The following is a 20,683-nucleotide window of genomic DNA, read 5'->3' on the forward strand; positions in this document are numbered from 1 at the left end:
CTTTCGCGCACGGGCCTGTCCCGGATTCGGTGTAACCGGAATCGAGCAGGTAACTGTCGAGCAACCCCGGCTGCATTCGGACGCTGGGGCAGGGCGATGGGCCCTTGCTATCGAAGACGAGGCAAGGGCGATTCTCGAGCCGTGGCGGCAAGAATCAATGCGCAAGATGCGGGTTGTCCGAAAGCGCCACGTGCATGGCGGGTCCCTGGAATCATCGATTCCAGGGAGGGTGGCGTCGATCTACGATCTGCGCAGGCGGCCTCGTCATGCTCGGAACGAAAATCATCGGCAGACAGTTATGTTGTTCCGATCGACCAGGCATCATGATGATGCGATGCGCCACGTCGTGCGTTTGAGCGCTCTGGCGCGTGTCGCTTAGTCGGGCTCCCAAGGATCGAGTTCGCCGTTGGTATCGAACGCGCCGTCGTCGTATTCGTCCAGCAGCAAAATCGAGCGGTCTGCAAGCCACTTCTTGCGTTGATGCGGAGGCATGCCGTTGAGGTGATCCGAGAAATTTTCATCGAAAATCACCTCCGACCCTCTGTGAAGCAGAATGATCGGATCGACTATGTCGGCGGTCACCGCCATGCGTTTTCTGGCCATGCTGTGGGTTTCGACGGATGGTTTGACGCTAGTTGCCGGAGGACGCATCCTGCAATCTCGCTTCCAGCTGGGCGATCGTTCCGAGTAAACATTCGCGTTCTTCCTCATGGGAAGTCGCCAGCATGGCGCGTGCGTGCGCGGTGGCCCGTATCCAAAGCGTCGCGGCGATCTGCTGAACCTCCGGAGGTGGCGTCCAGGGATCAGCCGATGGGGCGATGATGCGTCGCCCCAAGTCTTCCCACCAGACGTCCAAGAATCCGGCGATGACGTCATGCGAGCCCGTGCCGATCAACGCTCGTACACGGTCGGGACTCGGGCGTTCGCCAGCGACCAGCAGCATGTCTGCCGCCTCGGCAACGGCAGCCGGAGTCACTGCGGAATGTTCATGCTGACTGTTCACCTTTACTGTTTACCTTTGGCGCGCTTTTGCATTGAGCTCGTCCACGGTGAAGACCGCCTCGGGCACGGCTTCCAGATGCGCACGACCGATGGGTTCTCCATTGCCGTCGGACACGCCATACGTATGCTCGCGTATTTTCTCCAGCGCACGGTCGATGGCCGCGATCCGTTCCAGGTCGTGCGCCAGTATCGCTTCGTCATTGGCTTGCTGCTCGAGGCGGTTGCCATCGTCAACGGCGTCCTGGGGCTCATCACCGGCAGCCATCTGCAAGGTGTCTTCCTCGGCGCCGGCGGCGTCTCCACCAGCAATGAGCTGCGCCCGCAGTTCGAGCAGCCGCTCGCGCTGGCGCGCAACGAAGGTTTCATCGAGGTTTTCGTGAATAGGCTGATTCATGGTTGGTTCAGATTGGCGTGGTAATGAGCGGCCCGAGCCTGCGTCTTCCGTTGCAGGTGCCGGTGGGCGACGGGCCATGCGTCGCAGGTTTCATCCATTTGAAGCCAGCACATGCTTTGGAGTTCCTCGCAAGGTCGTCGGCTGATGGTCGTTTTCGAACAATGTACCGATGGTCGATGGCGTTGGAAACATCAAAAATGAAAGTTCTTCAGATAGGCAGAACGTCGCCGCCCGAAACGACGAGCCGATATCGCACGAGACGTTCTGCTTCCGGATTTGCGGTGTAAACGTGTACACGGTCGCCTTCGACAATCCGCAGGGTCGTTGCGCCGGACGCAGAATAAAATTGACCGGTCCACTTGCGCTCCACGAGCAAGGTCAACAGTGCCACCGCGTCCTGACGATCCGACGTGTCCAGGAGCAGTCCGGGCGCTTCGTTCAATGGGCGGGCTTCTTTTTGCGCCTCGCGATACATCGCCGTTGGATCGCCTTCGTATTCATCGTCCCAGATCCAATCGCTCAGCAGCAGCAGTCCACCCTCGAATTCGCCGAGATCCTCCATCAGCGAACCGATCAGGTCGGACAGCCTTACGGGGAGGGGTTGCAGCTCGAACTGGAAATAGCTGTTGCCAGATTTGTCAGTCGCCGGCACTTCCCGCAGGCCGCGTCCTGCGAGCCAATCGATGCTTTCCGCATGGGTCAGGAATCGTACCGGAGGGCCTTCCCTGGGCGAATCCACGGCCATGGGCGCCAGACCGGGCAATGCGCCGAGATAGTCGCTCTTGCCCAGCCGGATACCTTTGTAACGCAAAATGGCGTGTGCGACTGCAACATGGAAGTAGAAGTTGGGCAGCAGCAAGGCGCGTAAATAATCTTCCCCGGTCATGGCGGAACCCACGCGCCGATACGACTGATCGATCATTCGCGCCTGGCTGCCTTCGAAGGCCTCAGGCGTCAACGTCCGCAAAAACGCGATCGTCTTCTCGATCCGGTAGCGGTATTCCCCTATCGTCTGTTCGTTGTCGACAAACCAGGGCGCTTCCTGGCCAGCCAACCGGGCCGGACCATTCTTGGCGTTGTCGCTGGCGATTTGAAACTGACGACCAAGTGGCAGCATATCGTCTGCCAGGCGTGCCTGAAGCAGTTCTTCGCCGGTGAATTGCCCGGCGTCCACAGCCACCTGCATCTTGTCCAAATAAGACTGAAGGACTCCAAGCCCTCGCAGCAGCGCGGGAATCGTGTCGTTGTACATGTCGGCGGGCATCAGAAGTCTCCCGTTGGATGGCCGGAACGCTCGGTTGCCGGCCATGGGGTATCAAGGTGCTGTTCAAAAGAGAAAGGACGCAGGCGCTGTATCTTTCGATCATTCGCTTCCAAGGGCATAAGGACCTCCTCGCCGGATGGCGGCCTGGTAAGCTGGCCGGCGCTGAAACCGGCGGACCCATGTTTCGAGGTTCGGGAACCGGCTCCTGTCGCTCCGGATCGCCGCCAGTTCACCGATGAAGCTCATCTGCACGTCCGCGGCCGAGAATGCGTTTCCCACGAGATAGTCGCGTTCCTCCAGGCTCTGGTCGATGTAGCTCAAATGGGCATCCAGCTCGATGTCGACGCCCTGCTTGAGCGGGCGCCACATGTTGCCCAGGTGCGAGACAAGCCCTTTCATGATCAAGGGCAGTGCTGCCGATCCTTCGGCGTAGTGCAGCCACTGCATGTACTGGTCGTAGAGCCAGCTGTCCGGCGACGGCGCGAGCCTGCCTTCGCCGTGGCGACGGACGATGTAATCGACGATCGCGCCAGACTCGGCCACGGCGCGGTCGTCGTCGGTTATCACCGGGGATTTCCCCAGGGGATGGACCGACTTCAATGCCTCCGGAGCCAGATGGCTTCTGCCTTCGCGCTCGTACAACCTGATCTCGTAGGGCACATCCAGTTCTTCCAGAAGCCAGAGGATGCGTTGGGATCTTGAATGGCTGAGATGGTGGACAACGAGCATGGGTCAGCCGGTGGCAAGTTCGTCGCAGGCCCGATCCATGGCGCGGATGTGGGTCTCGTCCCCGACGCGCCGAGCGGTGGTGATCGCTGTCTGACTGCGGGTCGTAACGATGTCCGAGCCTGCGCTCAACGTCCGGCTCACCGGACAGCGATCCGCTGCGGCGAGCAGTAATTTCATCTCATCCTCGGTTACCGCTGCGTCGATGAAAATCGAGCGTTCGAATACGTCGCGCTGCGATTCGGGATCGCGCTGGTGCGTAATCATGACCTGCACGTGGGACACGGCAATCGCCTTGCGCTGGGCGTAGAGCTTCACGGTCATGACCGTGCATGCGCCGAGTGCGGCGCTGAGCAGGTCGAACGGCCCCGGACCGGAGGCCAGGCCGCCGGAAGAGATCGGTTCGTCGGAAAGAAAGGACGTTCCCTGGGCGCGCACTTCCACCTGGAACAGTCCGAGCCCCGTATCTTCGATGATCACTGGATGTTTAGTCATGCGGACGACCTCGATGTGCGGGGAAGACTGACTCGCTGGAGCGAGTCACGATGGATCGTTGGCAGCGAGCGCTGTCGGAAAGTCGTTGGCGGTCGGGTCCGCTTCTTGCCGGGCTCGCTTGCGATACGTCGTGGGATCTTCGCCGTAGCGCTGGCTGAATCGCGAACTGAAATGGCTGCGGCTGGCGAAGCCCACGGCTATCGCGATCGATGCGATGGAGTTCCCCGTCGCCGCAATCAGATCACGCGCCTTGGCAAGGCGCGCACGCGTCACGAATTCGATCGGTGTCGCGCCGGTGGTTTCCACGAATGCCTTCGCGAAAGCGGACCGACTCATGCAGGCGGTTCTGGCTAACGAGGCCACGCTGTGCGTCGCCGAAGGCTGCGAGAAGATCGCGATGACCGACCGACCGACGCCAGGCTTCAGGAGAATCGACGGCGAGCTGCCTGGCTGATGCAACTGATTGAGATCGTGGCGCAGCAGCTCGACCAGACACGCCTTCATCAAGGTGTTCGCGAGGGCCTGCGAGCCGGCCGTGCGGAATCTGCTCTCATCGAGCATGGTCTCAAACGCGCTTCTGACAAAAGCATCGTTGTCCGGCTTGGCGCTTATGGGCCGGACGAGCCCATCGAACGCGTCGAAGTCATTGGCGAAGCCGACCTGGATCCGGCCACACAGCACGCGGATTTCGTACTCGTCTCCAGCGAACGCATCGAGATACATGAGGTTGTGGATCCCCATGTGGAGAGCCTCTTGGACACTGTACGTCCGGTTGACAGGTTCCTTGCCTGTCAGCGTGCGCGAAAGATTCTTGGGTAGCAGGACAATACTGCCCGCCGGCGACACCAGCGGCTCGTTGCCGTCGACGCTGAGATGCAACGTGCCCTTGAGCACATACATGATCTTCAGGTCGGAAATTGCCGGGATGACAAGCGCCGCGTCCCGGGCGATCCGGCATATCGCGAAGGCCTCGATGCGGACATCCATGGAATCGAGGATCCGTTCCGCCAGCGACGCGGGCGGGTAGGGCAGAATCGGCGCGGTCGGATCCCGCCGGAACAATTTGTCGAAATCAGAGCTTTTCATGAGAGCGCAGTCATGCCGTGGGTTTCATTGAGTTCCATTGGTTTGCCGCCAACCAGAACATGACGCGACAAGGGCGGTCCAAGCCGTGGATCGCACCATTGGCAAGGCTGTGTTCCGACAGGCTCGGCGCCATTCATTCAATGATCGGAAACAGAACAAGTCGGTACACCTGAGGCTGGCCGAGCGGTCTTCTGCCACACCGGGAAAGAGGATGCTCCCAAGCGCGTAACCACACCATCAACGCGCGCGTCTCTCCCTCGGCAAAGAGCGCAAGTCCTCACGGACGAACGCGGATGATCGTTTTTCCCTGGATCCGCTCGGTCGGGTTGAAGGCGGCAACGGCGTTGTCGAGGTTTGCGACGTTGCCGATGTTCGTCCGCAGTCGTCCGTCCCGCACGCGTTGGACGATCTCACTCAGTTGGGCACGATCGGACTCGACAACGAAGTCGACCGCCAGGCCATCAGCGGGCCGCGCCTCCGCGGGACCGACGATGGACACCAGCGTTCCTCCGGCTCGAACCAGGCGCGCGGATCGCTTCCCGATGTCGCCGCCGATGAGATCGAACACTAGATCGACTCCGCCGATGTCTTCCAGGGCGTCGTTCTCTAGGTCGACGAACTCGTTCGCGCCGAAGTCGAGCGCCTTTTGACGGTCGGCAGCGCGTCCGGTACCGATGACGTACGCGCCCGCCTCTCGTGCAAGTTGCGTCACCATCGACCCGACTGCGCCAGCCGCGCCGTGCGCGATGACGCTCTGCCCTGATCGAAGGCGGCCGTGCTCGAACAGTCCCTGCCAAGCGGTCAGGCCCGAGATCGGCAGGCTCGCGCCCACCGTGAAGTCGACGTCGCCCGGCAACGGCGCGAGGTTGCGTGCCTCCATGGCGACATACTCCGCAAGGGTGCCGTCGCGATACCAGTCTGCGAGGCCGAACACCCGCTGTCCCACCGACAGACCCGTCGTGCCATAGCCGAGGGCGACGACCACGCCGGCCAACTCGTGTCCGGGGATCGACGGTGTTCGGTCACTGTCGCGACGATCGGTCCAGGTCGAGGGCCACGCCAGTTCAGTCGGGACGAATCCCGACGCATGAACCTCAATAACGACGTCGTTTATCGCCGCCTGCGGCTCGGGCCGTTCCACCAGCTTCATCCCGGCTGTTCCCGCAGCCTGGTCCGTCACCACGATCGCTTTCATTGGAATTGTCTCCTTGGTCGTTTGTCTCTTTGGTGGAAATGTTGCAGGGATGGAAAGCCGGACGTCTGATGTCGGAAACGAACAAATCGATGCGCATGAGGCTGGCCGAGCAGCCTTCCGCCGCGCTCGGGGAAAAAGGATGCTCCCAAGCGCGTTACCACACCATCAACGTGGGCGTCTCCCCCGCCTCAAGGAGCGATGGGTGTATTGGCGATGCACGAACGAAGGGATACGCGCTCGACGCGGAGTGCTGCGCATGTATGCGCACGTCTGAAAGTCATCGAGCAGGTAAGCGGAGATATTCGACGTGGGTAGTTTCTCGTGGCGTCGACCGCCAGGCAACCCGACTCGATCGCATGCGCGTGCGGCTTCGTCCAATTGCCGTGCGTCCTCGTCCAAAGTTGCGCGCAAGGCATCGAAGATCGCTAGTAACGGACCATCCGGCCGAGCACACTGTCGATGTTCTTCACCGGCACGCAAGCGCTTTGATGAGTGCCGCGCGTGGCAGATTCCAATGTCTAAGACTCCATGAGGGGAAGGGCCATGAATGAGCCAAAGGTTGACCGGCGGAAGTTCCTCGCGCTAGCGGGCGTTGCGTCACTTGGCGTCGGTACTGCGAGCCTGTTCGCCAGCAGGGCCATGTCGACCACGACGGTTCGTCCGAACGACGTCGGCGTTATCCAGACGGCGCTTTCCCTCGAACACGAAGGCATCGCCGCCTACCGCATCGCGGGCAAGAGCGGACTGCTTTCGCCCGGAACGCTCAAGCTCGCGGTCGTCTTCATGGGCCACCACCAGGCACATCGCGATTCGTTGGCGAAACTCGTTGCGACGGCCGGTGGCAAGCCCGTCGAGCCGAAGACCGACGCCCAATACATCGCCGAGCTCAAGCTTGGCTCCCTCAAGTCCGAGGCCGATGTCGTTGCGCTGGCCACCATGCTCGAGCGTGGTGCCGCCAGTGCCTACATCGGCCAGATCACGGCGCTCAAGGATCCCGGGCTCGCGAAGTTGTTCGCGTCGATTTCCGCCGACGAGGCCATTCATTGGACCACGCTCAACAACGCTGCAGGGACGCCGATTCCGACTGCGGCTTACGTATTCGGTTGAGCAAGCGGCGCATGAGGGTATCGCCACGCCGCGCCTCGATCGTATGGGGAGGCCTGCTGTTTGCCAGCTTGCTGACCGTGGCCGTTTGGGCGGGGACGGTGCCGGACGATGTTGCCGGCGGACAGACGCTGTACCTGAACACGTGTGGCGGTTGCCACTCGGTGGATACGAACCGCATTGGCCCACGCCACCGCAACGTCGTCGGAAGGGCGGTGGCCAGCGTGCAGGGATACGACTACTCGCCGGCGTTGAAGAAACTCGGTGGCGTCTGGACCCCTGCCAGGCTCGACCAGTGGCTGAGCGGCACGCAGAAGATGGCGCCCGGCAGCAAGATGTATCTTGAACTGGACGATGCCGCCGAGCGCCGGTCGATCATCACCTATCTGCAGTCCGTTTCGCTGCCCGCCGCGCCAAGTGGTTCGCGTACGGCTCGTACGGCTAGCCAGTCGAAGCACGGGAGAAAGCAGCAATAAACTGCCGTTTCAACCACGCAGCCTGAGATCCCACGGAAAAATCGACCATCGGAAATTTCCCATGCAGCATTTCTCGCAAACCGTTTTTGTTGCCGCCGGCCTCCGTACGCCATTCGGGCGTGGTGGCGGTGCGCTCGCCAACCATGACGCGGTCAGCCTCTCGGTTCCGGTCGTGAAAGCGATGGCTGAGCGTGCCGAGCCGGACCTGGTGGTATGGGGAGCGGTGATCCCGAACCTCGGCTGGAGCAACATCGCGCGGGAAATCTGGCTCGACGCAGGTCTCAATCCGAACGTCCCGGCTTTCTCCGTCGTGCTGGCCTGCTCGACCAGCATGACCGCCGCGTTCGCAGCGGCCGGGATGCTCGGCGGAGGCATCGATCTTGCCATGGTCGGCGGTGGCGAAGTCATGAGCCGCCCGCCGATCGCGCTGACGGCCGAGGCCTCGAAGCGGCTGGCCGACCTGTTCGGCGCCGACCCTTCCGCGGCCCTGGCTGCTCTGCAGGCACTGACGCCCGAGGACTACGTGCTCCCGGTCAAGGGCTGGGCCAACCGCATCACCGGGCGCACCATGGGCGACCACATGGAGGAGACCGCGAAGGCGTGGCACATCAGCCGCCAGGCGCAGGACGACTGGGCACTGCAGAGCCATCAGCGTGCGGTGGCGGGCTGGAACAGCGGCTTCTTCGACGATCTCGTCATCAAGCTCCCCGAGCTCGAGCGCGATGCCAATCCGCGCGCCGATACCTCGTCCGAAAAACTGGCGGCGCTCAAGCCCGCGTTCGACAGGACGAGCGGGCAGGGCAGCCTGACCGCCGGTAATTCCTCGCCGATCACCGACGGCGCCGCGGGCTGCTGGATCACGAATAAGGCGGGGCTTACCCGGCTGCCGGATGGCACGCCGCATCTGCGGCTGGTCGACTATGAGGTGACGGCGGTCGACCATCATGTGGAGGGCCTGCTCATGGCGCCGTCCTATGCGATCCCGCGGCTCCTTGCGCGCCATGGCCTCGGCTACGCGGACATCGACCTGTGGGAAATCCACGAGGCGTTCGCGGCACAGGTGCTGGCGAATGTCGCCGCCATCGAGCGGCCCGATTGGGTACGAACCAAGACCGGTGTCCAGGCCGACCTCGGGGCTTTTCCGTGGGAGCGGGTCAATCCCCATGGCGGATCGATCGCGATCGGTCATCCGTTCGGGGCAACCGGTGCACGCGACCTGAGTCAGGCGGTGAAGGAGCTGTGGTCGCATCCCGTGGGTTCGCGCGCCGTCGTCAGCATCTGCGCCGACGGCGGGCAGGGGACGGTGACGTTGCTCGAACGGGTCTGAAGCGCAAGCCGTGATCGCTCTGGTCGGCGGTCCGCAAGGGCGTAACGAATACCGACGACGGAACGAATTACCTGAGAGAAAACACCGGAAGACATTCGTCCGATGGCGCAAGAATGAATTCGACAATGATTCCCTGGGATCGAAGGAGGAAGCATGACCAACTATCACAAGAACCCGGAGGCGATCGCCAAGCTGTCGCCCGAGCAATTCCGTGTCACCCAGCAGAGCGCGACGGAACGTCCGGGAACCGGCGCTTACCTCGACAACAAGGAAGCGGGCATCTACGTGGACATCGTGTCCGGTGAACCGTTGTTCGCTTCATCAGACAAATTCGAGTCCGGCTGCGGCTGGCCGAGCTTCACCAAGCCGATCGAACCGGCACATGTCAGCGAACTGCGCGATACCACGCACGGCATGACCCGGACCGAAGTGCGTTCGGCGCATGGCGACAGCCACCTTGGTCATGTGTTTCCGGATGGTCCGCCTGACAGGGGCGGTTTGCGCTACTGCATCAATTCGGCCTCGCTCCGTTTCGTGCCGCGCGCCGAGATGGAAGCACAAGGCTACGGCGCCTGGCTCGATCAAGTGGAGGACATCCAGTGACTACCGAACGCGCTGTTCTCGCAGGCGGCTGCTTCTGGGGCATGCAGGACCTGATCCGCAAGCTGCCCGGGGTCGTTTCGACCCGGGTCGGCTACACCGGCGGCGACGTGCCGAACGCGACCTATCGCCACCACGGCAACCACGCAGAGGCCATCGAGATCAGTTTTGATCCCACCCACACTACCTATCGCCGCCTGCTTGAGTTCTTTTTCCAGATCCACGATCCGACCACGCTCGACCGCCAGGGAAACGACCGCGGCGCCAGCTATCGTTCGGCCATCTTTTTCACGAACGACGAACAAAAGACCGTGGCCCTGGACACGATCGCCGACGTCGAGGCCTCGGGCCTGTGGCCCGGAAAAGTGGTGACCGAGGTCGCACCGGCCAGCGATTTCTGGGAAGCGGAGTCCGAGCACCAGGACTACCTCGAGCGGATCCCGCACGGCTATACCTGCCATTTCGCGCGCCCAGACTGGGTACTGCCTAGCCGTAAGGAAGCGAAGGCCTAGGTGGCGGGACCCTGGCACGACGTGTTCATCCCGTTTCGGACTTTCGGATCGCACGGAGGCGAATGGAGGCGTATGGGCCTGAAGGAACATCGAACATGAGCATCGTCGGAAGCGTATGTACCCATCGACGTCTCCGGGGAATTTCTCCACGAATCCTTGCAAGTACTTTCGAGCTCGTTTCCGGCGTTGCCGATACATCCCGTTGTCGGCGACTTCACCAAGCCGATACAACTTCCCCGGTTGGGGCGCTCGCCGCGGCTGGGATTCTATCCCGGCTCGACCATCGGCAACTTCGTGGCTCCGGAGGCGGTAGATCTGCTGCGGACGATGGCCACCACGCTCGGAGATGACGCACAGTTGCTGATCGGCGTGGACCGGATAAGAGACCAGCAGGTCCTCGTTCCCGCGTATGACGATGCCGACTGAAAACAGCATCAAGTACGGCGAGCGCGACGTTCGCCTCCTGTTGCGCGCCAGCGGCTGGACACCGGTCGCGGAGTGGACCGACGCGCAGCAACTCTTCAGTGTCGTGTGGCGGAAGCCACTCCTCTGCGCGCCGAGCCCTGAAGGGCTAACGGGTACTTTCGACCGGAACGCGCTCGCCACCACCCTTAGGTGGTGGTGCCGCTTCGTCGATGATGGTGCCAGTGTCGTCGTCGACCTAATCACGAAATGCGATGCTGTCGGCGTTCCCCTACAGACTTCCCCTTTAGACAAGCCTACGTTTCCGGCGACGCACCCCACTCGCCTGGCAGGGAACACGACATGTTCAACAGTCATGCTTCGTATGGCGCCGCGACACCGTATTTTCGCGACAGCGGCATCGATGAACTCTTTCGACAAATGGTGCGTCACGACCCCGCTCAAACGGCCGTCGAATTCGGTACCCAGCGATGGAGTTACGCCGAGCTGGATGGCCTCGCCGAACGTTGGTCGAGTCTCCTGCAGGCTTCGGGACTGGCGCTCGAACAAACCGTTGGCGTACTGCTCGAGTCGGGTTTCGACCAGATCCTGATACAGGTGGCGATCCTGCGCGCGGGCGGTACCTGCGTGCCTATGGACCCCGCGCTACCGGACGTCCGGATTGCGGCCTTGCTGAGCTCGCTGGGTATCACACACGTCGTCACGAATCGCGCCTCCCGCACGCGTCTTGCTCCGACGCATCTGTACTGCGTCGAAGACACTCCCGATGTCGATCCCCGCTTCGGTCCACGGGGCGTACCAGGCGACCATCGCACGCACATACTGCATACATCGGGAAGCACGGGACGTCCGAAGGGCGTGGAGGTCCTGGCGCGCGGCATATCGCGAATCGCACTCAACCGCACTTTAGCGCCGCTAGGACCAGACGATCGCATAGCTCACATCAGCAGCCCGAGCTTTGACGCGTCGCTGTTCGACATATGGGGAGGCCTCTTGACTGGAGCGACGGTCGTGGTGCTGCCCAAACAGACGATCATCGACCCCTTCGCGCTACGCGATAGCCTGCAGCGGCATGGCATCACGGCCATGTTCATCACAACTGCGTTGTTCAATCTCACCGCACAGGCATGCCCGGACGCCTTTCGTGGATTGCGTCACCTGCTGACCGGTGGGGAAGCCGCCAATGTCCACGCGTTTCGCGAAGTGCTCCTGCACTCGATGCCGCAGAACTTTCGCAATGTCTACGGTCCGACCGAGTGCACCATCTTCGCGACGAGCATGGTCGTCACGCCGGAGAGTTTGCCGACGCAGGGGCCCGTGAGCATTGGGCAAGCACTGGACCATACGCAAGCCTACATCCTGGACGAGCACCACCATCCCGCCGAGGAAGGCGAGCAGGGCGAGCTGTACCTGGGCGGCGACGGACTGGCGAGAGGCTACTACGACCAACCGGAACAAACCGCGGAACGTTTCGTGTCGCTGCCGGTACTTCCCGGACGGACACCGCAGCGACTGTATCGAACGGGTGATCTCGCGCGATGGAAGAGGGATGGCAACATCGAGTTCCTCGGCCGCGTCGATCGCCAGATCAAGCTCCGTGGCTACCGCATCGAACTGGAAGAAATCGAGGTTGCCGTTCTTGCCAGTGGCATGGCATCCGGCGTGATCGTCGAGTTGGTAAGACCAGCCGAAGCGGATCCCTACCTCGTCGGTTACATCGTTCTTTCTGGCGGCGGCGATGGCCAACTGAGTGCGCTGCGCGAACATCTTCGCCAGCACCTTCCCGACTACATGCAACCCCGTCTCCACAGCGTTGGACATATACCGGTCAATGCCAACGGGAAGGTTGATCGCCCGGCACTTCGCCAAGCGCTTGAGAACACCGTGTCCAGAAACGATCCGGATGCCGCCGACGCGCTGGTGTCGTCACCGCAGCAGAAAGCGTTGGCAAGCCTCTGGTGCCAACTGCTCGATCTGGGCGCGGTCGTTCCCGCGGACGATTTCTTCGCACTGGGAGGAAGCTCCCTGCAAGCCGCAGCCCTGATAGTCGCTATGGAACGCCAGTTCCATCAGCGGGTATCGATCAAGGTGCTATATGAGCACCCGACGCTCGCCGCCCTGGCGGGCTATCTGCAAAGCAACCAAACGGACCGGGTGCCACTTCAGGTGGCAGACTCGCTTGCGGCGCTTCGTGCCGATGCCACGCTTGCGCAGTTCATTACCGTTCAGCCAGGCGAGGCCATAGACTGGAAACAGCCGGGCGAAGGCCGTGTCCTGCTGACCGGAGCCACGGGTTTCCTTGGCGCCTTCTTTTTACGGGATCTACTGCGGCAACCCTTCGTAGACGGCATCACCTGCCTTGTGCGCGCCGCTAACGCTGCCGAAGGACTAAAGCGTATCCAGAACAACATGCGTAACTACGGGCTTTGGGATGACGCATGGCTACCGCGGCTGCGTGTGGTCACGGGTGACCTCTCCGATCCGTGTCTGGGGCAGGGTGAGGCAGGCTTCGACGAGCTGGCACGTTGGGCCAGCGTCGTCTTCCATCTGGGTGCCCACGTCAATTACACCCAACCCTATGCCACGCATCGACCAGCCAACGTGCTCGGTACGCTACACGTACTCAAGCTTGCCCGCGCCGTTCGGCCGGTGTCGCTCCATTACGTCTCGAGCATCGCAGCCTACGGGCCCACGGGCTACTTCACGGGAACCACGGAACTGGCCGAAGACACCTCGCTCGATCCCCATCTGCAGTCCCTGAAGTACGACACGGGCTACTCGCAAAGCCAGTGGAGCGCGGAACAGCTCGTCCGAACGGCGCAGAGCAACGGTATGCCCATCGCCATCTACCGTCCCGGCTTCATCATCGGTGATAGCGAGAGGGGCTTCGGTAACGAAAAGGACTTCGTCGCCCGTCTGATCCGCGGCTGTATTCAGATTGGCGCGTATCCACGACTGATCCAGCAGAGCAAGGAATTCGTGATGGTGGATTACGTCAGCGCCGCCTTGCTTACCATTGCAGGCGATGTAGCGAACCTGGGAACCGCATACAACCTTGTTCCGCTTGCCAAGGGTCAGTCCCCTGATCTGATGGGACTATTCACGCTCCTGAACGATGCCGGCTTTTCGTTGAACGAACTGCCTTATCGCGACTGGGTCGAGCGACTGGAGAACGACCGTAACCTGGACGGCAATCCGCTCCTTCCTTTGCTGCCGATGCTTGCGGAGCCGGTGTATGGCTCGCTGACCCGGTGGGAGGTGTATCAGCACATGCCTGTCTATCGCACTGACAATGTGCGACGGGTGCTCGCCGGCAGAGTTGCTTGCCCCGTTTTAGACGTTGACTTGTTGAAGCGCCATTTGCGGTCATGGCATCTGCTGCCGCCGACCGAGGTGGGAGAGTGGGGGGATGGAGTGCTTGCACGAGATGTAGCGCCCTTGCATGAGCAGGGGCACTCCGTCTGCTTGATCAGTTCCTGCTCGCGAGTTGAGCGTCTTGACGATGTCGATGATCGCAAAACAGACGCCAGTCTGCGCTGAGTTCCAGCTTGGGCGATACATCCATAGTCGGTCATTACATCCAAGCGGCGGGCGATCTTGGCGGCCGTGAGTGTGGCGCCCGCCGCGCGTGCATTTGCCGTAACGTGAATGGCCAGGCAGCCACGTTATGCGCGTTGCGCTCAGCGTTCGGATAGCGCCGATGCCAATCTGAGTGCTGAGCAGGTCCAGCAGCGAAGGTTCGAGCGAGCCCGGTTGGTCCAGGTCGAGCGACGCGGTCGGAAGCGGGCACTCGACAACAAAGCGTTCGTAGAAGTCCAATACCTGCTCAATCTTCCGCCACTCTGACAGCATCCAAATGTGGCGAAAGTCATCAGGGGAGACGTGCCAGAGGCGTACACAGCGGCGTTTGGCCGGCTTTGATCGGACAATCTTTAATTTCGCATAATGTATATTATGTCAAATTAAAGAATCAGAACGATGAGGCTGTGCTCTCGCACAACAACAAGCGTGGGATCGCCATCGATCGCGCCCTGCGCAAGATCGAGGAACATACCTACGGCCTGTCCGATGGCAATGGAGAGCCGATCGATCGCGCGCATCTGGAAGCTGTGCCGGAAGCGATTTACGCCCCGGAAGAACTGCGCCAGTCCGGGCTGCATTCGTAATCCAGTTACCCTCGTTATGGTTAGAAGCTGGTCGGTGAGTCCGTGCCGGTTTCGGGGCGCCATGGTCACCGAAACTTGATTGTCCGTGCTGTATGTTGGCTGGCAACAGCTATTTCAGCATGTGCGATTCGCCTTGCCATTTCGACCATTAGCCAGCCCCGGAGCCAGCCATGTCCGAAAAGAAGTCTGGAGAAACGTCCGCCGCGGATGCCGGCAATCACCCGGGCATACAGGTAAGTCGAAGAAATTTCCTGCAAATGGTGGGTATTACCGGTGCGGCATCGGGACTGGGCCTGCCGTTCGTGGGACAGGCTGCGGCTGCCTTGGCGCTGGCACATGCGGGTGGGGTCGACGCCGATGGCCTGGTTTCGATCAAACTCAAGGTCAATGGCAAGGCGCAGGAGCTGAAGGTCGATCCGCGCACTACCCTGCTCGATGCACTGCGCGATCACCTGCAGCTCACGGGTACCAAGAAGGGTTGCGACCACGGCCAGTGCGGGGCGTGCACGGTGCACGTCAATGGCAGACGGGTTAACTCCTGCCTGAGTCTTGCTGCCATGCATGAAGGCGACGAGGTGACTACGCTTGAAGGCCTCGGCCAGCCTGGACAATTGCATCCGATGCAGCAGGCATTCCTGGAGCACGATGGTTACCAGTGCGGTTACTGCACTTCCGGCCAGATCATGTCCGCCGTCGCCTTGATGAAGGAACCCTGCGGACCCGCCAACGCGGACGTGAAAGAAGCGATGAGCGGCAATATCTGCCGATGCGGCGCGTATTCGAACATTGTCGCGGCGATCCAGCAGGTTCGCAAAATCTGAGAGGTACGCGAGATGGAACCCTTTGCCTTTTCCCGCGCGGCCAGCACCACCGACGCGATAAGTGCCGGCGCCAAAGCCTCCACGGCTCAGCAGGGAGCCGAGGTACGTTTCGTCGCCGGTGGAACCACCCTGCTCGACCTGATGAAGCTCAATGTGGAGCGGCCAACCCAGGTGATCGACATCAATCACCTGCCGCTGGCTGAAGTCGAACGGCTGCCCGACGGCGGCCTGAAGATCGGTGCGCTGGTACGTAACGCCGATCTGGCCCACCATCCGGTCGTGCTGCGCGACTACCCGGTGCTGTCGCAGGCGCTGCTTTCCGGCGCATCGGGCCAGTTGCGCAACATGGCAACCACCAGTGGCAACCTGCTGCAACGTACGCGTTGCGTGTATTTTCGCGACACCCACATGCCGTGCAACAAGCGCGAACCAGGCACCGGTTGCTCAGCCATCGATGGCTTCAACCGTACGTTGGCGATCCTGGGTGGCAGTGAACATTGCATTGCCACGAATCCGTCCGACATGAATGTGGCGCTGACTGCGCTGGAAGCCAGCGTCGCGATCCACGGTGCCAGCGGCGAGCGCGAAGTGCCGATCGGTGAGTTTTATCTATTGCCTGGCGACACGCCGCAGCGCGAAACGGTAATGATGCCGGGCGACCTGATCACTCACGTGACTTTACCGCCGCCACATGCCGGTGCCCGCTCGCACTATCTCAAGCTGCGCGACCGTGCATCGTATGAATTCGCGCTGGCTTCGGCTGCCGTGGTGCTTGCGATCGAAGCGGGAAAGATCACGCATGCCCGCGTGGCGCTCGGCGGCGTAGGTAGCCGGCCGTGGCGTTCGCCGGAGGCTGAGAAAGTGCTGCTGGGCAAGGCGCCCACGGCCGAAAGTTTTGCGGCCGCCGCTACTGCCGCATTGCATGACGCCAAGCCACAAAGCGAAAACGGCTTCAAGGTCGAACTGGCCCGTCGCTGCCTTACCCATGCGCTCACCACTGCGGCAGCAGTGTAAGCGCGCACCGAGGAACGGATGATGTCTGCAGAAGTCTCCACCGTCACTCCCCTGCCCGCCGTGGGTCACGCCTTCGCGCGCGTAGATGGGCCGCTGAAAGTCAGCGGCGTGGCTCGCTACAGCTCGGATCGCCATTTTCCGGGCATGCTTTATGCGGTGCCGGTATGCGCAACTATCGGAAGCGGCCATGTCGACGCGATCGACAGCTCCGCTGCCGCGGCGATGCAAGGTGTGCGCAAGATCTACACCCGCGAAAACATCGGCACGTTTTATCGCGTGCCCAAGTCTGGCGAAGGGATCATCGACGAACGGCGCCCACCGCTCGAGGACGACATTGTCCGCTACTACGGCCAGTACATGGCACTGGTGGTGGCCGATACCTTCGAACATGCCACGGCGGCGGCCGACAAGGTCAAGGTCACCTACCGCGACCAGAAGGCGCCCAACGTCAGCACCGTGCTGGAAGCCGACGACAAGCCCGAAACGGAGACCGAACGAGGCGATCCGGAAAGCGCTTTCAAGGGCGCGGCGGTAAAGGTGGATCACACCTATTCCACGCCCACCGAAACCCATAATCCGATCGAACTGCATGCCAGCTTGGCGGTATGGGACGGCACGCGCTTCACGCTCTACGAAACCACCCAGGCCGTGATGAACTTCCGCACGGTGATGGCACAGATGCTCGGCGTGCCGAGCGAGAACGTGCGCGTGGTTACCGAGTTCCTCGGCTCCGGGTTTGGCGGCAAGCTATGGCCCTGGACGCAATCCATGCTGGCCGCCGCTGCTGCGCGCGATCTCGACAAGCCGGTCAAGCTGGTGGTGACCAGGCAGATGATGTTCCACAACGTCGGCCATCGTCCGCATACCCAGCAACGCCTGCGTCTTGGTGCCACTGCCGACGGCAAGTTGCTTTCGCTGCAGCACGATTACGTCTACCACCGTGCACTGGATGCCACCTACAAGGAGAACTGCGGCGAAGCCACAGGCTTTCTCTACAGCACGCCGAACCTGCGAGTGACATCGGCTTTCGCCGAACGCCATGTCGGTCCGGCAACTTCCATGCGCGGTCCCGGCGCGGTACCCGGGCTGTATGCGCTGGAGTCGGCGATCGACGAACTGGCCATCGCCCTGAAGATGAATCCGGTCGAGCTCCGCCTCAAGAACGAACCGGCCATCGACGAAAGCGAAAACATACCGTTCTCCTCGCGCCACCTCAAGGAATGCCTGACGACCGGTGCGCAGAAGTTCGGCTGGTCGCGGCGAAATCCCGATGTCGGATCGATGCGCAAGGATGGCATGGTGCTGGGCTGGGGCGTGGGAGCCTGCTCCTGGATCGCCGAGCGCTTCCCCGCACAGGCCAGCGTGATGTTCAGCGCCGATGGCAGCGTCCGCGTGGCCAGCGGCACGCAGGACATCGGCACCGGCACCTACACCGTGCTCGGTCAGATGGTGGCGCAACTCACGGGCGTCGAGCTATCGAAAATCAAGGTGGTGATCGGCGATACCAACCTTCCGCCCGGCCCGATCTCCGGCGGCTCGATGGCCACCGCGTCGCTGGTGCCCGCGGTGGCGCAGGCGGCACGCGCGGCGATCGACAAGCTACTGGCTGCCGCCAGCGAAAGCGACGCCCATTTTTCGCAGGCTGGCGTCGACCAGCTCGCCTTCGGCAACGGTCGCGTGCACCGCAAAAACGAATCGCCAGGTAGCGGACGCAGCTTCGCGGACGTGCTGACATCGGCGCGGCTCGGTCATGTCGAAGGACGCGGCAAGTCCGAAGGTACCTTTGGGCAAAAGGGCAAGAAGGCTTATTCCTCTCACTCGTTCGGTGCGCATTTCGCAGAAGTGACCTGGCAGCCGGAGATCGCACGACTGCGTGTCAGCCGAGTGCTCACCGTGATCGATGCTGGCCGCATCGTCAACCCGCTCACCGGTCGCAATCAGATCGAAGGGGCCGTGGTGATGGGCGTGGGCATGGCGCTGTTCGAGGAAACCCATTACGACAAACGCAACGGCATGGCGCTGAACAGCAACCTCGCCGATTACATCATGACCACCCACGCCGACTCGCCTGCGATGGAAGTCGTGTTTCTCGATTATCCCGACCTGAAGCTCAACGAGATGGGTGCTCGCGGCATCGGCGAAATCGGACTGGCTGGCATTCCCGCGGCGATCACCAACGCCGTGCACCACGCCACCGGTGTGCGCGTGCGTGACCTGCCCGTGCGTATCGAGGATCTGTTGGCATCCAGGGTGGTTTGACGCCCCGGTTGACCCGTCGCCATTTGCAACATCCTTTCCGGGACGGGTGACGCCGCGGACGGATACCCGTACAGATCCGCCTGAGGCCGGCACCTCCATGACAAACTGGCATCCATGAACTCGGCGCACGAACTGGGCACTCTTATCGATGCACTGCGCGATTTACGCCATGGCTCCTGCCCTGCGGCGGCGCTGACTACGCTGGTTCGCACGCACGGGTCCACCTTTCGCCGCGTCGGCACCCGCATGCTGGTGTTCGACGATGGCAGCGTGGTGTGCGAACTTTCCGGCGGTTGCCCGCAGCGGGACATTGTTCTGCAGGCCCAGGCAGTCATCGCCAGTGGCATCCCGCGCATGGTCAGCTACAACAGTGAGTCGGGCCTGGATGTATTGATGGAAATGGGCTGTGGTGGCGAACTGGATGTGCTGATGGAACCCGTCGCCGGGCCACATGCGATCGACTTTGCCGATACCTTGGCCCAATGTCTGCTCGAGAGGCGCCACGCGTACATGGCGACGCTGTTCGCGGTGAACGACGTCATCGTGTTGCCCAAACGCCTGATCTGGAACGCCGGGGACGTGCGCTTGCGCAACGATGACATCGGCGACGCCGCGCTCAGTGATGCCATCGTCGCGACAGTCGGGGAAGACATCGAGCGGCCAGCGTTCACGCGACGTTTGCCCTGGTCCCGTGGTACGGCGGATGTGTTGATTGAATCGATCACGCCAGTGCATTCGCTGGTGGCGATAGGCAGCAGTGCCACCGCGCATGCGCTGCTGCCACTGGCCGCTGCGCTGGGCTGGCAGATCACGCTGGTCGACCAGGATCCACGGCGACTGCAGGCTTCACACGATCTGCACGGGCTGAGTACCGTCTGCGCCAGCCCCGCCACGATCCGCGATGCGCTGTCGCTCGATGTGCATAGTTCGGTGGTGGTGATGACGCATAACCTTGAGCAGGACATGGCTTACCTTGCCGCATTGAGCGAAGCGCCGCTGGCCTACCTTGGCGCTCTGGGATCGCGCGAACGCGTCAACCGCATGCGCGAAAATGCCGTACTCGATGGTTTGCAGCTGCACGCACCTGCCGGCCTGGATATCGGTTCGGAAACTCCCCAGGAAATCGCCTTGGCCGTTGCCGCTGAAATCGTGGCGGTGATCAACGGTCGCAGCGGCAGCTCGTTGCGCGATAACCAAGGTGCGATTCACTGATGACGGCTACGGTATCGCCGGCGGTGGTGGTGCTGGCTGCTGGCGAGGGCAGACGCTTTGGCGGCATCAAGCAACTGGCCGAGGTCGCTGGCCAGCCCATGGTCAGGCGCATTGCCTGCGTTGCACTGGACAGCGGCCTGCCGGTGTTCGTGGTCATCGGTGCCCATGCCGATCGGGTCGAAGCCGCGCTCGACCAATTGGCCGTACATATCGTCAGGCACCCTGCCTGGCAGGCAGGCATGGGCAGCTCGCTCGCTGCCGGCATCCGCTGCGTGCAACAGACCATGCCGACAGCTACCGCCGTGCTGCTATGCCTGGCTGATCAGCCATTGATCGATGCAGCCACGTTGAAAAATATGTGTATCCGCCATGCGAGTGCCCCCGAGCGCATTCTTGTTTCAGCCTACGGCGACGCCGTCGGTCCCCCTACCCTATTTCCGTGCGACTGTTTTGATGCGCTGGCAGGCTGGAACGGTACGCGCGGCGCTCAATCCCTGTTGCAACGCGAAGCGCAGCGTGTCGACCTGCTTCCCCTGTCCACGGGCCTGGACGTGGATCGACCGGAAGACCTGCTACAGGTACGTCGATGGCTGGAACGATGATCGAC

The 20,683-nt window shown here is 61.9% G+C and carries 21 protein-coding genes and 1 pseudogene; 14 read left to right on the forward strand and 8 right to left on the reverse strand.

Annotation, left to right across the window (positions count from 1 at the left end; all coding sequences use genetic code 11):
- Window positions 1-375 precede the first annotated feature (375 nt).
- Window positions 376-603, reverse strand: a complete 228-nt coding sequence (locus tag ACPPVV_RS08785; RefSeq protein ID WP_426703069.1) for a hypothetical protein — start codon at window positions 601-603, stop codon at window positions 376-378.
- Between the two features lie 28 nt (window positions 604-631).
- Window positions 632-943, reverse strand: a complete 312-nt coding sequence (locus tag ACPPVV_RS08790) for a DNA-binding protein (RefSeq protein ID WP_426703070.1) — start codon at window positions 941-943, stop codon at window positions 632-634.
- A 39-nt stretch (window positions 944-982) separates the two neighbouring features.
- Between ACPPVV_RS08790 and ACPPVV_RS08795 the strand changes: the two genes are divergently transcribed.
- On the forward strand, window positions 983-1,420 hold the full coding sequence (locus ACPPVV_RS08795; protein ID WP_426703071.1) for a hypothetical protein: 438 nt from the start codon (window positions 983-985) through the stop codon (window positions 1,418-1,420).
- A 184-nt stretch (window positions 1,421-1,604) separates the two neighbouring features.
- Here ACPPVV_RS08795 and ACPPVV_RS08800 read toward each other — a convergent pair whose 3' ends face one another.
- The 5 genes from ACPPVV_RS08800 to ACPPVV_RS08820 form a co-directional block, all read right to left on the reverse strand.
- Window positions 1,605-2,660 (reverse strand): DUF1993 domain-containing protein, encoded by a 1,056-nt coding sequence (locus ACPPVV_RS08800; RefSeq protein ID WP_426703072.1) that lies wholly within the window; start codon window positions 2,658-2,660, stop codon window positions 1,605-1,607.
- Between the two features lie 99 nt (window positions 2,661-2,759).
- On the reverse strand, window positions 2,760-3,389 hold the full coding sequence (locus ACPPVV_RS08805) for a glutathione S-transferase family protein (RefSeq protein WP_426703073.1): 630 nt from the start codon (window positions 3,387-3,389) through the stop codon (window positions 2,760-2,762).
- A gap of 3 nt (window positions 3,390-3,392) precedes the next feature.
- A complete protein-coding gene (locus tag ACPPVV_RS08810; RefSeq protein WP_426703074.1) occupies window positions 3,393-3,881 on the reverse strand; it encodes an OsmC family protein in 489 nt (162 codons plus the stop codon).
- Window positions 3,882-3,926: 45 nt separating this feature from the next.
- Complete coding sequence (locus ACPPVV_RS08815; protein ID WP_426703075.1) at window positions 3,927-4,967, reverse strand: helix-turn-helix domain-containing protein; 1,041 nt, start codon at window positions 4,965-4,967, stop codon at window positions 3,927-3,929.
- Between the two features lie 277 nt (window positions 4,968-5,244).
- Window positions 5,245-6,162, reverse strand: coding sequence for an NADP-dependent oxidoreductase (locus tag ACPPVV_RS08820; RefSeq protein WP_426703076.1), 918 nt, complete (start codon window positions 6,160-6,162; stop codon window positions 5,245-5,247).
- Window positions 6,163-6,690: 528 nt separating this feature from the next.
- On the opposite strand from ACPPVV_RS08820, the gene ACPPVV_RS08825 reads away from it, so the two are divergent.
- From ACPPVV_RS08825 to ACPPVV_RS08860, 8 genes and pseudogenes are all read left to right on the forward strand, one after another.
- A complete protein-coding gene (locus tag ACPPVV_RS08825) occupies window positions 6,691-7,269 on the forward strand; it encodes a ferritin-like domain-containing protein (protein ID WP_426703077.1) in 579 nt (192 codons plus the stop codon).
- Between the two features lie 11 nt (window positions 7,270-7,280).
- Entirely contained in the window at window positions 7,281-7,742 is a 462-nt protein-coding gene (locus ACPPVV_RS08830; protein WP_426703078.1) for a c-type cytochrome, read from the forward strand.
- Window positions 7,743-7,803: 61 nt separating this feature from the next.
- Window positions 7,804-9,069: a thiolase family protein gene (locus ACPPVV_RS08835; protein ID WP_426703079.1), complete on the forward strand. Its 1,266-nt coding sequence runs from the start codon at window positions 7,804-7,806 to the stop codon at window positions 9,067-9,069.
- 153 nt (window positions 9,070-9,222) lie between these two features.
- Window positions 9,223-9,672, forward strand: a complete 450-nt coding sequence (msrB, locus tag ACPPVV_RS08840) for a peptide-methionine (R)-S-oxide reductase MsrB (RefSeq protein ID WP_426703080.1) — start codon at window positions 9,223-9,225, stop codon at window positions 9,670-9,672.
- Window positions 9,669-10,181, forward strand: coding sequence for a peptide-methionine (S)-S-oxide reductase MsrA (msrA, locus tag ACPPVV_RS08845; protein ID WP_426703081.1), 513 nt, complete (start codon window positions 9,669-9,671; stop codon window positions 10,179-10,181). Before msrB ends, msrA begins: the two co-directional genes overlap by 4 nt.
- A 156-nt stretch (window positions 10,182-10,337) precedes the next feature.
- On the forward strand, window positions 10,338-10,607 hold the full coding sequence (locus ACPPVV_RS08850; protein ID WP_426703082.1) for an L-histidine N(alpha)-methyltransferase: 270 nt from the start codon (window positions 10,338-10,340) through the stop codon (window positions 10,605-10,607).
- Window positions 10,597-10,659: pseudogene (locus ACPPVV_RS08855) on the forward strand (hypothetical protein); the annotation flags it as partial. The gene ACPPVV_RS08850 and the pseudogene ACPPVV_RS08855, both read left to right, overlap by 11 nt.
- A gap of 287 nt (window positions 10,660-10,946) precedes the next feature.
- The gene (locus tag ACPPVV_RS08860; RefSeq protein ID WP_426703083.1) at window positions 10,947-14,144 is read left to right on the forward strand and encodes an amino acid adenylation domain-containing protein; all 3,198 of its coding nucleotides are present in this window, start codon (window positions 10,947-10,949) and stop codon (window positions 14,142-14,144) included.
- Between the two features lie 422 nt (window positions 14,145-14,566).
- Here the strand turns inward: ACPPVV_RS08860 and ACPPVV_RS08865 are convergent, their stop codons facing one another.
- A complete protein-coding gene (locus tag ACPPVV_RS08865; protein ID WP_426703084.1) occupies window positions 14,567-14,764 on the reverse strand; it encodes a hypothetical protein in 198 nt (65 codons plus the stop codon).
- 176 nt (window positions 14,765-14,940) lie between these two features.
- On the opposite strand from ACPPVV_RS08865, the gene ACPPVV_RS08870 reads away from it, so the two are divergent.
- The 5 genes from ACPPVV_RS08870 to ACPPVV_RS08890 all read left to right on the forward strand — a co-directional run bounded on the left by ACPPVV_RS08870 (window position 14,941) and on the right by ACPPVV_RS08890 (window position 20,678).
- Window positions 14,941-15,591 (forward strand): 2Fe-2S iron-sulfur cluster-binding protein, encoded by a 651-nt coding sequence (locus tag ACPPVV_RS08870; protein WP_426703085.1) that lies wholly within the window; start codon window positions 14,941-14,943, stop codon window positions 15,589-15,591.
- 12 nt (window positions 15,592-15,603) lie between these two features.
- Window positions 15,604-16,605, forward strand: a complete 1,002-nt coding sequence (locus ACPPVV_RS08875) for an FAD binding domain-containing protein (RefSeq protein ID WP_426703086.1) — start codon at window positions 15,604-15,606, stop codon at window positions 16,603-16,605.
- 21 nt (window positions 16,606-16,626) lie between these two features.
- Window positions 16,627-18,864: a xanthine dehydrogenase family protein molybdopterin-binding subunit gene (locus ACPPVV_RS08880; protein ID WP_426703087.1), complete on the forward strand. Its 2,238-nt coding sequence runs from the start codon at window positions 16,627-16,629 to the stop codon at window positions 18,862-18,864.
- A 114-nt stretch (window positions 18,865-18,978) separates the two neighbouring features.
- Complete coding sequence (locus ACPPVV_RS08885; protein WP_426703088.1) at window positions 18,979-20,076, forward strand: XdhC family protein; 1,098 nt, start codon at window positions 18,979-18,981, stop codon at window positions 20,074-20,076.
- Entirely contained in the window at window positions 20,076-20,678 is a 603-nt protein-coding gene (locus tag ACPPVV_RS08890) for a nucleotidyltransferase family protein (RefSeq protein WP_426703089.1), read from the forward strand. Before ACPPVV_RS08885 ends, ACPPVV_RS08890 begins: the two co-directional genes overlap by 1 nt.
- Window positions 20,679-20,683: the final 5 nt, after the last annotated feature.

This window comes from Rhodanobacter sp. Col0626 (assembly GCF_049994385.1).
In the GTDB taxonomy this organism is placed as follows: Bacteria; Pseudomonadota; Gammaproteobacteria; order Xanthomonadales; family Rhodanobacteraceae; genus Rhodanobacter.